Annotated in this window: 15 protein-coding genes; 12 read left to right on the top strand and 3 right to left on the bottom strand. The window is 70.1% G+C overall.

From position 1 onward, the window contains the following. Positions 1-122 precede the first annotated feature (122 nt). Positions 123-1,322, bottom strand: a complete 1,200-nt coding sequence (locus DFR74_RS09155) for a DUF418 domain-containing protein (RefSeq protein ID WP_067512184.1) — start codon at positions 1,320-1,322, stop codon at positions 123-125. Between the two features lie 92 nt (positions 1,323-1,414). Here DFR74_RS09155 and dop point away from each other — a divergent pair, with 92 nt between their 5' ends. The 7 genes from dop (at position 1,415) to DFR74_RS09120 (ending at position 7,138) form a co-directional block, all read left to right on the top strand. After that, positions 1,415-2,914: a depupylase/deamidase Dop gene (dop, locus tag DFR74_RS09150; protein WP_067512182.1), complete on the top strand. Its 1,500-nt coding sequence runs from the start codon at positions 1,415-1,417 to the stop codon at positions 2,912-2,914. Positions 2,915-3,068: 154 nt separating this feature from the next. Next, the gene (locus DFR74_RS09145) at positions 3,069-3,260 is read left to right on the top strand and encodes a ubiquitin-like protein Pup (protein ID WP_067512180.1); all 192 of its coding nucleotides are present in this window, start codon (positions 3,069-3,071) and stop codon (positions 3,258-3,260) included. A 14-nt stretch (positions 3,261-3,274) separates the two neighbouring features. Next, positions 3,275-4,123 carry a proteasome subunit beta gene (prcB, locus tag DFR74_RS09140; RefSeq protein WP_067512178.1) on the top strand — a complete coding sequence of 283 codons (849 nt, stop codon included), beginning with the start codon at positions 3,275-3,277 and terminating at the stop codon, positions 4,121-4,123. After that, a complete protein-coding gene (gene prcA / locus DFR74_RS09135) occupies positions 4,120-4,890 on the top strand; it encodes a proteasome subunit alpha (RefSeq protein WP_067512176.1) in 771 nt (256 codons plus the stop codon). The genes prcB and prcA overlap by 4 nt, the downstream gene beginning before the upstream one ends. 217 nt (positions 4,891-5,107) lie before the next feature. Beyond that, positions 5,108-6,466, top strand: a complete 1,359-nt coding sequence (gene pafA / locus DFR74_RS09130; protein ID WP_195124345.1) for a Pup--protein ligase — start codon at positions 5,108-5,110, stop codon at positions 6,464-6,466. Positions 6,467-6,501: 35 nt separating this feature from the next. Then, a complete protein-coding gene (locus DFR74_RS09125) occupies positions 6,502-6,741 on the top strand; it encodes a FitA-like ribbon-helix-helix domain-containing protein (protein ID WP_067512172.1) in 240 nt (79 codons plus the stop codon). Further along, complete coding sequence (locus DFR74_RS09120) at positions 6,734-7,138, top strand: type II toxin-antitoxin system VapC family toxin (RefSeq protein ID WP_067512170.1); 405 nt, start codon at positions 6,734-6,736, stop codon at positions 7,136-7,138. The genes DFR74_RS09125 and DFR74_RS09120 overlap by 8 nt, the downstream gene beginning before the upstream one ends. 25 nt (positions 7,139-7,163) lie before the next feature. Here the strand turns inward: DFR74_RS09120 and DFR74_RS09115 are convergent, their stop codons facing one another. Both DFR74_RS09115 and DFR74_RS09110 read right to left on the bottom strand, forming a co-directional pair. Further along, positions 7,164-8,402 carry an RNA polymerase sigma factor gene (locus DFR74_RS09115; protein WP_067512168.1) on the bottom strand — a complete coding sequence of 413 codons (1,239 nt, stop codon included), beginning with the start codon at positions 8,400-8,402 and terminating at the stop codon, positions 7,164-7,166. Next, positions 8,399-8,791, bottom strand: coding sequence for a YciI family protein (locus DFR74_RS09110; protein ID WP_067512264.1), 393 nt, complete (start codon positions 8,789-8,791; stop codon positions 8,399-8,401). Before DFR74_RS09110 ends, DFR74_RS09115 begins: the two co-directional genes overlap by 4 nt. Before the next feature lie 157 nt (positions 8,792-8,948). Here DFR74_RS09110 and DFR74_RS09105 point away from each other — a divergent pair, with 157 nt between their 5' ends. The 5 genes from DFR74_RS09105 to tatC all read left to right on the top strand — a co-directional run bounded on the left by DFR74_RS09105 (position 8,949) and on the right by tatC (position 13,432). Then, entirely contained in the window at positions 8,949-9,944 is a 996-nt protein-coding gene (locus DFR74_RS09105; protein ID WP_084537989.1) for a helix-turn-helix transcriptional regulator, read from the top strand. A 73-nt stretch (positions 9,945-10,017) separates the two neighbouring features. Next, entirely contained in the window at positions 10,018-10,998 is a 981-nt protein-coding gene (locus DFR74_RS09100) for a helix-turn-helix transcriptional regulator (RefSeq protein ID WP_067512166.1), read from the top strand. Positions 10,999-11,017: 19 nt separating this feature from the next. Continuing rightward, positions 11,018-12,046 (top strand): 2-dehydropantoate 2-reductase, encoded by a 1,029-nt coding sequence (locus tag DFR74_RS09095; protein WP_067512260.1) that lies wholly within the window; start codon positions 11,018-11,020, stop codon positions 12,044-12,046. A gap of 86 nt (positions 12,047-12,132) precedes the next feature. Beyond that, positions 12,133-12,399, top strand: coding sequence for a Sec-independent protein translocase subunit TatA (tatA, locus tag DFR74_RS09090; RefSeq protein ID WP_113975020.1), 267 nt, complete (start codon positions 12,133-12,135; stop codon positions 12,397-12,399). Between the two features lie 85 nt (positions 12,400-12,484). After that, a complete protein-coding gene (gene tatC / locus DFR74_RS09085; protein ID WP_067512781.1) occupies positions 12,485-13,432 on the top strand; it encodes a twin-arginine translocase subunit TatC in 948 nt (315 codons plus the stop codon). Positions 13,433-13,435 lie beyond the last annotated feature (3 nt).

The raw sequence follows: 13,435 nt of genomic DNA, 5'->3' as shown, positions 1-13,435 counted from the left end.
ACATCGCATGAACCCGCACCGCCACCACCGGCAAACCCCAAGACTGCGCGCGCCCGGATTGTGCACTCGACCAAGACGCGCGGACGCCGCCGCGATCGGAGCGGCGGCGTGGGCGCGGGGGATCAGCGTTCGCGGGCGAGCAGGCGGTAGGCCTCGTGCCAGGCCCACTCCACCGGGCCCCGCTCGAAGCGGCGCAACCACAGGTGAGCGGCGCCCATCAGGACGATCGCGACCACCACGTACACCGCGATTGTGAACGGCACCCGGTGGTCGGGGGAGAAGCGCGCCGCCAGTCCCAGGCCCCAGCCGTAGCAGATCGCCGCCGCGATCAGGTTCTGGAGGATGTAGCAGGACAGCGCGGTCCGGCCCACCTCGGTGAGCCTGCGGCCGGCGTAGCCGAGTCGCGGCCTGCGCAGGTAGAACTCGGCCACCGCGGCCAGGATGCCCAGCGCCACGAAGGGGGCGATGCCGTAGCGGGTGAACACGATCAGGTCGCCACCGACGCCGATGCCGATGCCGAGATCCAGCGGCACCGCGAGCGCGCCGATCACCATGAGCCGCTTACGGATTCGCGTGCCCTCGGAGCGGAACACCCCGGCCCGGAACAGTCGCGCGCCGGTCAGGAACAGCGCCACCGACATCGCGAACACGAAGACCGCCTCGAGCCGGAACGCGAACACGTTGTCGACGCGGAACACCACCAGATCCCAGAACGACCCGTCCGCATAAAGGTTGGGGTCCAACGGTTTCGACTCCGTCCGCGGGGTGTCGTCCCCTGGGCCGAACGCCAGGCCGACGGCGATCAACGTCAGCAGCGCGACATGCACGCTCGCCGCCACGATCAGCCAACGCCGTTGCGCCCGTTCGCTCGTCGCGAGCAGGAACGCCACCACCAGGCCGGTCACCGCGTACCCCATCAGCACGTCGAACTCGGCGATCAGCAGGAAGTTCAGCAGGCCGTCCAGGAACAGCAGCGCGGCGCGCCACGGATACTTGCCCGGCCACGGCCGCCCGCGCCGCTTCGCCGAGGCCTGCTGGATGGCCAGGCCGATGCCGAACATGATGGTGAGCAACCCGAGGAACTTGCCCTGCGCCACCTGTTGCAGCGCGCGCTCGGCCCACATCCAGCCGTCCTCGGCGGGGGCGCCGAGCCGGCGGACGTAGCCGACCATGCCCTCCGGGTCGGTCAGGATCCAGATGTTGGTGCCCAGCGTGCCGAGAATCGCGATGCCGCGCAGCACGTCCAGCGCCACCAGGCGCGACGGCGCGGGCGCGGCGGAGCGTACGGTGGGGGCCTGGGTGCCCGCGAGGGATTCGGTCATGGTTCGACTATCGAGTCCGCGGCCGCGCGGGCGAATCCTCCGGAAGTACCACCCTCGGTATGAGATCGGTGATGGTCGCTAGGCTCGACCCCATGCAGCGCATCATCGGCATCGAGGTCGAATACGGCATCTCGACCCCCACCGAGCCGTCGGCAAATCCGATCCTCACCTCCACCCAGGCGGTGCTGGCCTACGCGGCCGCGGAGGGCGTGCCGCGCGCCAAGCGCACCCGCTGGGACTACGAGGTGGAGTCGCCGTTGCGCGACGCGCGCGGATTCGACCTGAGCCGGATGAACGGACCCGCCCCCGTGATCGACGCCGACGAGGTCGGCGCGGCCAACATGATCCTCACCAACGGCGCGCGCCTCTACGTCGACCACGCGCATCCGGAGTACTCCGCCCCCGAGGTCACCGACCCGCTGGACGCGGTCATCTGGGACAAGGCGGGCGAGCGGGTGATGGAGGCGGCCGCGCGCCACGCCTCCAGCGTGCCCGGCGCGCCGCGCCTGCAGCTGTACAAGAACAACGTCGACGGCAAGGGCGCCTCCTACGGCACCCACGAGAACTACCTGATGAACCGGGACACCCCGTTCAACCAGATCATCCTCGGGCTCACGCCGTTCTTCGTGTCGCGCCAGGTGGTGTGCGGGTCGGGCCGCGTCGGCATCGGCCAGTCCGGCGACCACGCCGGGTTCCAGCTGTCCCAGCGGGCCGACTACATCGAGGTCGAGGTGGGCCTCGAGACCACCCTCAAGCGCGGCATCATCAACACCCGCGACGAACCGCACGCCGACGCCGACAAGTACCGCAGGCTGCACGTCATCATCGGCGACGCCAACCTGGCCGAGATGTCGACCTACCTCAAGGTCGGCAGCACGGCGCTGGTGCTCGACCTGATCGAGGCGGGCGAGGACCTCACCGATCTGCAGCTGGCCCGGCCGGTCACCGCCGTCCACCAGATCAGCCACGACCCCACCCTGCGCGCCACCGTCGCGCTGGCCGACGGGCGCGAGCTCACCGGCCTGGCGCTGCAGCGCCTCTACCACGAGCGGGTCGCGAAGTTCATGCACCGCGAGGGCAACGACGACCCGCGCGTGACCGACATCCTGGACAACTGGGCCATGGTGCTCGACCTGCTCGAGCGCGATCCGATGGAGTGCGCCGACCTGCTGGACTGGCCGGCCAAGTTGCGCCTGCTGGAGGGCTACCGCCAGCGCGAGGGCCTGGGCTGGTCGGCGCCCAAGCTGCACATGCTCGATCTGCAGTACTCGGATGTGCGCCTGGACAAGGGCATCTACAACCGCCTGGTGGCGCGCGGCTCGATGAAGCGGCTGGTCACCGAGCAGCAGGTGCTCGACGCGATGACCCAGCCGCCGACCGACACCCGCGCCTACTTCCGCGGCGAGTGCCTGCGCCGTTTCGGCGCCGATATCGCGGCCGCCAGCTGGGATTCGGTGATCTTCGACCTGGGCGGCGACTCGCTGGTGCGCATCCCCACCCTGGAGCCGCGCCGCGGCACCAAATCGCACGTCGGCAAACTGCTCGACGGCGTGGACACGGCGGCCGAACTGGTGGAACAGCTCACGACGTAAACGGCAACGGCCACACGGCGAATTGCGCACAGATCCGACGCCGTGTCGGCCCGCCTGGGTAGTGTTGGTGTACGAGCACGCACATTGCTCATGACCGAGGCCGTGCTCACCATCGGGCCCCGGTCATGATGAGGACGACAGGAGGTCGGCTGCCATGGCACAAGAGCAGACCAAGCGAACCGGCGGCGGCGACGAGGACGAGGGTCCCGGCGCCGACGCCGCCGGACAGGAGCGTCGCGAGAAGCTCGCGGAGGAGACCGACGACCTGCTCGACGAGATCGATGACGTGCTCGAGGAGAACGCCGAGGACTTCGTCCGCGCGTACGTGCAGAAGGGCGGCCAGTGACAGCAGGTGATCCGATGCGGCTCCAGCCGGGGCACGCCCTCTCCTCGTTCACCGAGCACCTGCGCCACCACGCACCGGAACTGTTGCCCGCCAACAAGTTCGCCGCGCTCGACGGTGCCACCGGGAGTCCCGGTGGCACCGGCGTGAAGGACATCGCGCCGCACGGCACCACCATCGTGGCGGTGACCTACCGGGGCGGCGTGCTCATCGCGGGCGACCGGCGCGCCACCCAGGGCAACCTGCTGGCCAGCCGGGACATGGAGAAGGTGTACATCACCGACACGTACTCGGCGGCCGGAATCGCGGGCACCGCGGGCCTGGCCGTCGAGCTGGTGCGCCTGTTCGCGGTGGAGCTCGAGCACTACGAGAAGATCGAGGGCGTCGCGCTCACCTTCGACGGTAAGGCCAACAAGCTGTCGAAGATGGTGCGCGACAATCTGCCCGCCGCGCTGCAGGGCTTGGCGGTGGTGCCGGTGCTGGTCGGCTACGACGAGCGGGCCACCGATCCCGACCGCGCGGGGCGCATCGTGTCCTACGACGTGGTGGGCGGGCGCAGCGAGGAGCGGTTCGGCTACGCGGCCGTCGGCTCCGGCTCGGTCTTCGCCAAGACCTCGCTGAAGAAGTTGTACGCCAAGGGAATCGACGAGGACCGCGCGCTGCGGATCGCGGTGGAGTCCCTGTTCGACGCCTCCGACGACGACACCGCCACCGGCGGGCCGGATCTGCTGCGCCGCATCTTCCCGACCGCGGTGCTGGTCGACGCCGACGGCGCGGTGGAGGTGCCCGAGTCGCGGCTCGGGGAGATCGCGCGCGACATCACCGCCGCCAGGGAGGCGGCCGAGGAAGGGGGTGCTCCGGCATGACGCTGCCGTACTACGCTTCCGCCGAGCAGATCATGCGCGACAAGACCGAGCTCGCGCGCAAAGGGATCGGCCGCGGCCGCAGCGTCATCGTGCTGGTGTACGACAAGGGTGTGCTGTTCGTCGCGGAGAATCCGTCGGCGACCCTGCACAAGGTGAGTGAGCTCTACGACCGCATCGGGTTCGCGGCCGTGGGCAAGTACAACGAGTTCGAGAGCCTGCGCCGCGGTGGCATCCTGCAGGCCGATCTGCGGGGCTACCAGTACGACCGGCGCGACGTCACCGGCCGGGCGCTGGCCAACGCCTACGCGCAGACGCTCGGGTCGATCTTCACCGATCAGCTCAAGCCGTTCGAGGTGGAGATCTGCGTGGCCGAGGTCGGCTATCCGACGCAGAGCCCGCAGTCGGTGCTGTACCGGATCACCTTCGACGGCTCGATCGTCGACGAGCGCGAGTACGTGGTGATGGGCGGCACGACCGAGCCCATCGTCACCGCGCTCAAGGCGTCCTACAAGCCCGGCCTGGAGCTGGGCGAGGCGATCGGGGTCGCGGTGAAGGCGCTGCAGGCGGGCATCCCCGAGGGCACCGACAAGGACAAGCGCGGCCTGGGCGTGAACTCGCTCGAGGTGGCCACGCTGGAGCAGTCGCGGCCGCGCCGGGCGTTCCGGCGGGTCGGTGAGGCGGCGCTGGCGCAGTTGCTCGACGGTGTGGTGGAGGCGAAGGCCAAGCCGACCGAGGATGTCGAGCTGCCCGAGGCGGACTCGAAGTAGCGGCGAACCCGCGTCCCGGACCGCCCCGTCGGGGTGGTCCGTGGCGCGGGTTCCGCCCTTTTCCAGGGGGTCTGCGGGGGTGCCGCGCCGTGTCCGGAATCCGCTGGTGACCGGGCGTTCGCCGTCGCGGGGCGGAGCCGAATCGTTGTGAAACCGGATGCGTCCGTGTTGCGCGCAGCGCCGCGCGAGCGCATCACATGGCTGTAATGTCGAAGGTGTGCAGCGACGAATCATGGGGATCGAGACCGAGTTCGGTGTGACATGCACCTTCCACGGTCACCGTCGGCTGTCCCCCGACGAGGTGGCCCGGTACCTGTTCCGCCGGGTGGTGTCCTGGGGCCGTAGTTCCAATGTGTTCCTCCGCAACGGGGCCCGGCTCTATCTCGATGTCGGGTCGCATCCGGAGTACGCGACGGCCGAATGCGACAGCCTGCATCAGCTGGTCACCCATGACCGCGCCGGTGAGCGCGTGCTCGAGGAGCTGCTGATCGACGCCGAGCAGCGCCTCGCCGAGGAGGGCATCGGCGGCGACATCTACCTGTTCAAGAACAACACCGACTCCGCGGGCAACTCCTACGGCTGCCACGAGAACTTCCTCGTGGTGCGCGCCGGCGAGTTCTCCCGGATCTCCGATGTGCTGCTGCCGTTCCTGGTCACCCGCCAGCTGATCTGCGGCGCGGGCAAGGTGCTGCAGACGCCGAAGGCGGCCACGTTCTGCCTGTCGCAGCGCGCCGAGCACATCTGGGAGGGCGTGTCCTCGGCCACCACGCGGTCGCGGCCCATCATCAACACGCGCGACGAGCCACACGCCGACGCGGAGAAGTACCGCAGGCTGCACGTCATCGTGGGCGATTCGAACATGTCCGAGACCACCACCATGCTCAAGGTCGGCACGGCCGCGCTGGTGCTGGAGATGATCGAGGCGGGCGTCTCGTTCCGCGATTTCGCGCTGGACAACCCGATCCGCGCCATCCGCGAGGTCAGCCACGATCTCACCGGCCGCCGCCCGGTGCGCCTGGCCGGGGGACGGCAGGCCAGCGCGCTGGACATCCAGCGCGAGTACTACGCCCGCGCCGTCGAGCACCTGCGCAACCGGGACCGCGACCCGCAGGTCGACCAGGTGGTGGACCTGTGGGGCCGCACCCTGGACGCGGTGGAGGCGCAGGACTTCGCCAAGGTGGACACCGAGATCGACTGGGTCATCAAGCGCAAGCTGTTCCAGCGCTACCAGGACCGCTACAACATGGAGCTGTCCGACCCCAAGATCGCCCAGCTCGACCTGGCCTACCACGACATCAAGCGCGGGCGCGGCGTGTTCGACCTGCTCCAGCGCAAGGGCCTGGCCAAGCGGATCACCGAGGACGAGGCCGTCGACGCCGCCGTCGACACCCCACCCCAGACCACCCGCGCCAAACTGCGCGGCGATTTCATCACCGCCGCCCAGGAGGCAGGCCGCGACTTCACCGTCGACTGGGTCCACCTCAAGCTCAACGACCAGGCCCAGCGCACAGTCCTGTGCAAGGACCCCTTCCGCTCCGTCGACGAACGCGTGGACCGCCTGATCGCGTCGATGTAGGCATTATAGCGCTGAAATAGCGCTATAATGACGCTATGGCGACAATGCAGATCCGCGACATCCCCGAGGAAGATGCCGAAGTGCTTCGGCAGCGAGCCGAGGCAGCCGGTATGTCGCTACAGGCGTATATGCGGCGTGAGTTGATCGCGCTGGCGCGACGACGTACGAAGCGTGAAGCGTTGGCGGCGATTCGCGAAGCGCTGGCGCAGGACCCTGCCCCAGGGGGCGACCGCGAGAGCATTCTCGACGCCCTGCGTGAGGCTCGCGATGAGTGACGAGTGTGTGGTCGATGCCTCGGCCATATGCGAGTCTTTGCTGCGCAAAGATTCTGTGGGGCTGGCCGTCGCCGAGCGCATCAACGGTTCGACCTGCCATGCGCCGCATCTGATCGACGCGGAAGTCGGCAACGTCCTGCGCCGGCATGAGCGCAAAGGCATGATCGGGGCGAACTCCGCGGTGATGAGCTTGCGACTACTGCGGACCTTGGTGGATCTGCGCTACGCCCACGATGGTTGGTTGGTGCAAGACGCGTGGGCACTTCGGCACACCGTCAGTTTCTACGACGCGCTGTACGTGGCGCTGGCGACGCGGTTGGATGTTCCCCTGTTGACCGCCGATGAGAAGCTGTCGCGCGCACCCGGCTTGCCCTGCCGCGTGGATCTGATCGTGTGATGCCGCCGGGGCGAAGTCGGCCCCCTCACCCCTCGGAGAGCCGGCGTAGGCGGGTGTTGAGGTAGCGCTGTTCGGGGAGGCTGGTGGTGAGTTGGGCGGCGCGGCGGTAGCTTTCGGCGGCGGCCGCGCGGTCGCCTGCCATGTCCAGCAGGTGGGCGCGGACGGCGTGGGTGCGGTGGTGGCGGCGCATGGCGGGATTGGTGAGCAAGGGGTCGATCAGGGCCAGGCCGTGTTCCGGACTCAGGGTCATGCCGAGGGCGACGGCGCGGTTGAGGGTGACGGCCGGGCCCGGGGCGAGGCGGTCGAGCATGGCGTACAGGACGCAGATCTGTGGCCAGTCGGTGGTTTCCCAGGTGGGCGCCTCCGCGTGGACGGCGGCGATCGCCGCCTGCACCTGGTAGCGGCCGACTTCGCCGCGGGGCAGGACGCGTTCGAGGATCGCGACACCCTCGGCGATCGCCGCGTGGTCCCAGCGGCTGCGGTCCTGCTCGGCCAGGGGCACCAGGTCGGGGCCGTTCATGCGCGCGGCGGCGCGGGCGTGGGTGAGCAACATCAGGGCCAGCGCCCCGGCGACCTCGTCGTGGTCGGGCACGACGCGGTGCAGCTCCCGGGTGAGCCGAAGGGCCTCCCCGGCGAGGTCCGCGTCCACCACCGACGCCCCGGCGCTCGCGTGCCCCGCGGTGAACATCAGGTGACAGACGTCCAGAACCGCCGCGATCCGCGCGGGCAACTGCGCCGGAGCGGGCATCTCGAATCGGGCGCCCGCCGCCCGCAGCGCCGCGCGCGCCCTGGTCAGCCGCTGCGTCATCGTGCGCTCCGGCACCAGATAGGCGGCCGCGATGCGCCCGACGCTCAACCCGGCCACCGCGTGCAAGGTCAACGCCACCTGGGACGGACGGGTCAGGCTCGGATGGCAGCAGAGCAGGAACAGGCGCAGCGTGTCGTCGCGGTCGTCCGGCGTCCCGGCATCGGCCGGGGGAGCGAGGCGCGCGTCGTCCGGATCGGCCGCCGCGTGCGCCCATTCCCGCTGCGCTCGTGCGTCCTGCGCGCGCACCCGATCGATCAACCGCCGCGACGCGACCCGGATGAGCCAGCCTCGCGGATTGTCCGGCACACCGTCGCGCGCCCACTGCCGCGCCGCCGCCTCGGCCGCCTCCTGTGCGGCGTCCTCGCAGTCACCCAGATCGCCGTGCCTGCGCAGCAGGGCGGCCAGGACGTACGGCGCCTCGCGACGCCACACGTCCGCGACCGCCCGCGCGCTCACTGGTCGTCGCCGCCCGGCCACATGGTGGGCCGCAGCTCCACCGTCTCCCCGGGCCCGGCGAACACGGCGGCGATCTCCTCGGCCCTGGCCCGGCTCTCCACGTCGATCAGGAAGAACCCGGCCAGATGTTCCTTGGCCTCGGAGTACGGCCCGTCGGTGGCGAAGGGCGCGCCGGCCTCCCACCGGTACAGCCGCGCGGCCTCGGGCGCGCCGAGCGCCTCGCCGGTGACGAATTCGCCCTTCTCCTGCATCTCGGCGAGCAACCGCTCGAAATCGCCGGTGATCCGGTCGCGTTCGGCCTGCGGCAGCGCCTGGAACTCGGCCAGGTAGTCGCCGGTCGGATGCCCCCACGGCTGCGGGTTGGAGTGGATCAGGATCACGTATTTCACGATGTCTCCTCGGGTCGGGGACGGACCGTCGCGGTCCATCTTCGTCCAGAACGTCGGCGCCGAGGCCGCGATGTCGACATCGCCGCGCGGATTGTGTGGGTTCGCGAAGTGCGCGCCGCCGCGCCGGACGCCGGGGACGGCGATTACCCTCTAACGGGTGGCGATATCCAAGGTCGAGCGGCTGATGAATCTGGTCATCGCGTTGCTGTCGACCCGGCAGTTTCTCAGCGCGGAACGGATCAGGGACAGCGTCGCCGGCTACGAGGACTCCGCCAGCGACGAAGCCTTCAGCCGGATGTTCGAGCGCGACAAGAACGAGCTGCGCGACCTGGGCATTCCGCTGGAAGTCGGCCCGGTGGGCCGGTTCTCGACGCTCGAGGGCTACCGCATCAACCGCGACGCCTACGCGCTGCCCGATATCGACCTGTCCGACGAGGAGGCCGCCGCCGTCGCGGTGGCCGTGCAGATGTGGGAGTCACCGGAGCTGGCCGCGGCCGCCGAGGGCGCGCTGCTGAAGCTGCGCGCGGCCGGCATCCACGTGGAGACCGACGCCGCCGTCGCGTCGGTGCCCGCGGTGCCTGCCCGCACCCGCGGCTCGGAACCGGTGCTCGGGAAACTGCTCGCCGCGATCGACGAGGGCCGCGCCGTCCGGTTCGAACATCGCGGGGGAGCCAACGCGCCCTACCTGATGCGCGATGTGGAGCCGTGGGGTGTCGTCACCCACCACGGCCGCTGGTACCTGGTGGGCCACGACCGCGACCGCGACGCCACGCGCAGCTTCCGCCTCTCGCGCATCGGCGACGACATCACCCCCTACGGCCCGCCGAACGCCGTGCACAAACCCGAAGGGGTCGACCTGCGCGAGGTCGTCACCCGCGTCACCAGCAGGGCGCCGGTGAGCGGTTCGGCCACCGTGTGGGTCGCCGACGGCCGCGGCCGCGAGATCCGCAGGCTGGGCCCGGTGCTGGAGGAGCGCACGGTCGGCGGCCGCCCGGGCGTGGTGGTGGAGGTGCCGGTGCGTTCGCGCGACTGGCTGGCCCGCCTCATCACCGGCCTCGGCCCCGACGCGCTGGTGTTCGGCCCCGCCGACCTGCGCGACGACGTGGTGGCGCGGCTGCGGTCGGTGTTCGACACGACGGAGGTGAGCGCATGAGCGAACGCAGTGAGCGAATCATGTGCCAGCGCGCACCGCGCGTGCCGGAGCCGAGCGTCAGCGAGGCGCAGGCATGAGCGGGCGCCTCTCCGTGCGGCTTTCGCGGCTGCTCAACATGATTCCGTACTTCATCGCCAACCCCGGCATCAGCGCGGCGGAGGCGGCGGCCGATCTGGGCGTCACCACCAAACAGCTCATGAGCGATCTCAACCAGCTCTGGATGTGCGGCCTGCCCGGCTACGGCCCGGGTGATCTGATCGACCTCTCGTTCTCCGAGGAGTCCATCGAGGTCACCTTCTCCGCGGGCATGGACCGCCCGCTGCGGCTCACCTCCACCGAGGCGACCGCATTGCTGGTGGCGCTGCGTTCCCTCGTGGACATGCCCGGCATGGTCGATCCCACCGCCGCGCACGCCGCCATCGCCAAGATCGAATCCGCGATCACCGGCGCCAGGCCCGAGCGGCCGGGCCCGGAACCGTTCGCCGCGCCGGTGGAGGCGCCCGCGGTGGCGACCGTGCGCGCGGCGCTGGCCCGCCGGCACGCGCTGCGGCTGGTCTACTACTCGGCCAGCCGGGACGTGGTGTCCGAGCGGGTCGTCGACCCGATCCGGACGGTCCTGGTGGACGACAACAGCTATCTGCAGGCCTGGTGCCGCGAGGCCGAAGGGGTGCGGCTGTTCCGGTTCGACCGGATCGAAGACGCCACCGAACTGGACGAACCCGCCCACCCGCCGAGCCACGCCGCCAGCGAGGCGGCCGCCTCGCTGGACCTGTTCCAGGACGATCCGGCGCTGCCGTCGGCGCACCTGCGCATCCGGCCCGACTACGGCTGGGTGTTCGACCAGTACCCGATGCACCGCCTGGCGGTGCATCCGGACGGCACGCTGGAGGCGACCATGCGGTTCGCCACCCTGGACTGGATGGCACGGCTGCTGCTCGGCTTCGGCGCGGGCGTCACCGTACTCGGCCCGCCCGATCTCGTCGCGGCGGTGCGGGAGCGTTCCGAGGCGGCCCTGGCCGCCTACACGGACGCCGGACTCGAAGAAATGGAGTGAGGTGTCGGGGCTCGACAACATGCCGGCGCGGGTCATGGTGCTCGGCGCGGGCAGCATCGGCGTCTACGTCGGTGGCAGGCTGGCGGCGGCGGGCGCGGAGGTCACCTTCGTCGGCAGGCAATGGCTGGTGGACGAGATCGGCGCGTCCGGACTGCGCCTGACCGATCTGGACGGCGCCGAGGTGCGGGTACCGCCCGACGGCTTCCGCCTGGCCACCCGTCCCGACGAGGTCGGTTCGGCCGACCTGGTGCTCGTCGCGGTGAAATCGGGCGCCACCGCCGACGCGGTGCGCGAACTGGCGGGCAAGATCCGGCCGGGTACGGTGGTGCTGAGCCTGCAGAACGGCATCGGCAACGACACCGTGATCCGCGAGATCCTGCCCTCGTGCGTGGTGCTGGCGGGCATGGTGATGTTCAACGTCGTGCACCATCCCGACGGGCATTTCCATCGCGGCACCGCGGGCGGGCTGGCCGTGCAGGACGATCCGGCGCTGGCCGATTTCGTGGACGTCTTCGACCGGGCGGGCCTGCCGCTGCGCAGGCACGCGGACCTGCGCCCGGTGCAGTGGGCGAAACTGCTGCTGAATCTGAACAATCCGATCAACGCGCTGTCGGGGCGCCCGCTGCGTGAGGAACTGGGCGAGCGAGACTATCGCCGCTGCCTGGCGCTGGCCCAGCGCGAGGCGCTCACCGCGATGAACAAAGCGCGAATTCGTCCCGCCCGGCTGACGCCGCTGCCGCCCGAGCTGATGGCCCGCGTGCTCACCGTGCGCGACGGCGTGTTCCGGCGCGTGGCGGGCGCGGTGCTGGCCGTCGACCCGCTCGCGCGCTCCTCGATGGCCGACGATCTCGCCGCCGGGCGCAAGACCGAAATCTCTTGGCTCTGTGGCGAAATCGTAGGTTTGGGCGCCATGGTCGGCGTGCCGACGCCGGTGAATCAGCGCCTCATCGAACTGATCGTCGCGGCCGAACAGGGCGACCGGCGCGCGTGGTCGGGCCGGGATCTGCTGGCCGATCTGCGCGCCGCGGCGGCCGCTGTGACCGGTTGAACACCGGGCTAACGAGCACGTCGAGCGGCGTGCTCAGGGTCGAGGTCCGGTAGCATCGGAGCTACCACAGTCTTGGGAGGTTTCACATGTCAGGCACGTTCAGCTGGTCGCACCTGCTGATCATCGCGCTGCTGTTCGTGGTGTTGTTCGGCGCGAAGCGGCTGCCCGATGCCGCGCGCGGCATCGGCCGTTCGCTGCGGATCTTCAAGAGCGAGGTCAGCCAGATGCAGAACGACGCGGCCCCCGCCCAGGGCGCGGCCGCCCCGCAGCAGCCGCAGGCCCAGCAGCTGCCGCCGGCGCAGCCCGCGGCCCAGCCCGCCGCCGCGCCGCAGGCCGAGACCAAATCGGCCTGAGCCGTATGCTCCCGCCGGGGTGAGTCCGAGCTCACCCCGGTCAGTGCTGTTCGGCGGTTTGTGACAGGCGAGGGCGACCACACATATGCGAATCCCGTTCGATCCCCGGCGCAGCAGGCGCAGGACGAATCCCGACGGCACCATGTCGTTGGTCGAGCACCTGCAGGAACTGCGCAGCCGGTTGCTGAAGTCGCTGGCGGCGGTGGCGCTGACCACCGTGCTCGGCTTCCTCTGGTACGCCCATTCCTTCCTCGGCATCGAGAGCCTCGGCGAGATCCTGCGCGGTCCGTACTGTGCGCTGCCGCCGGAGTCGCGCGCCGCGCTCTCGCCGGACGGCGCCTGCCGCCTGCTCGCCACCGCTCCGTTCGAGCAGTTCATGCTCCGGGTGAAGGTGGGCTTCACCGCGGGTGTCGTCCTGGCCGCGCCGATCTGGCTCTACCAGGTCTGGGCGTTCATCACGCCGGGCCTGTACGCCAAGGAACGCAAGTACGCCGTCGGGTTCGTCACCACCGGCACCGTACTGTTCGCCCTCGGTGCCGTGCTCGCCTACGTGGTGGTCGCCCACGCGTTGAGCTTCCTGCTCACCATCGGCGACAACGTCCAGATCACCGCGCTCAGCGGTAGCGAGTATTTCTCGTTCATCATCCAGCTGCTGATCATCTTCGGCGTCAGCTTCGAAGTGCCCTTACTGATCGTCGGGCTGAACCTGGTCGGCGTGCTCAGCTACGAGAAGCTCAAGGCGTGGCGGCGCGGCATCATCTTCGGCCTGTTCTGCTTCGCCGCGGTGGTCACCCCGCAGGACCCGCTGTCCATGCTGGCCCTGGCGTTCGCGCTGACGATCCTGTTCGAGGTGGCCGTGCAGATCGCCAGGATCCACGACAAGCGCAAGGCCCGCCGCGACGCGCTGGCCGCATTGGACGACGACGAGGCCTCCGAGATCGGCGCGCCCGAGCCGATCCGTCCCGCCGAGGGCATGGTGGACCCGGCCGGGAAATCCACGCGCCCGGTGTCGGACTACTCCGATACCCTCTGAACG

Origin of the sequence: Nocardia puris, from assembly GCF_003315035.1 — a bacterium.
Classification (GTDB): domain Bacteria; phylum Actinomycetota; class Actinomycetes; order Mycobacteriales; family Mycobacteriaceae; genus Nocardia; species Nocardia puris.
Note: the sequence above shows the minus strand (reverse complement) of the source record. Positions and strands in the feature narration are given on the sequence as shown.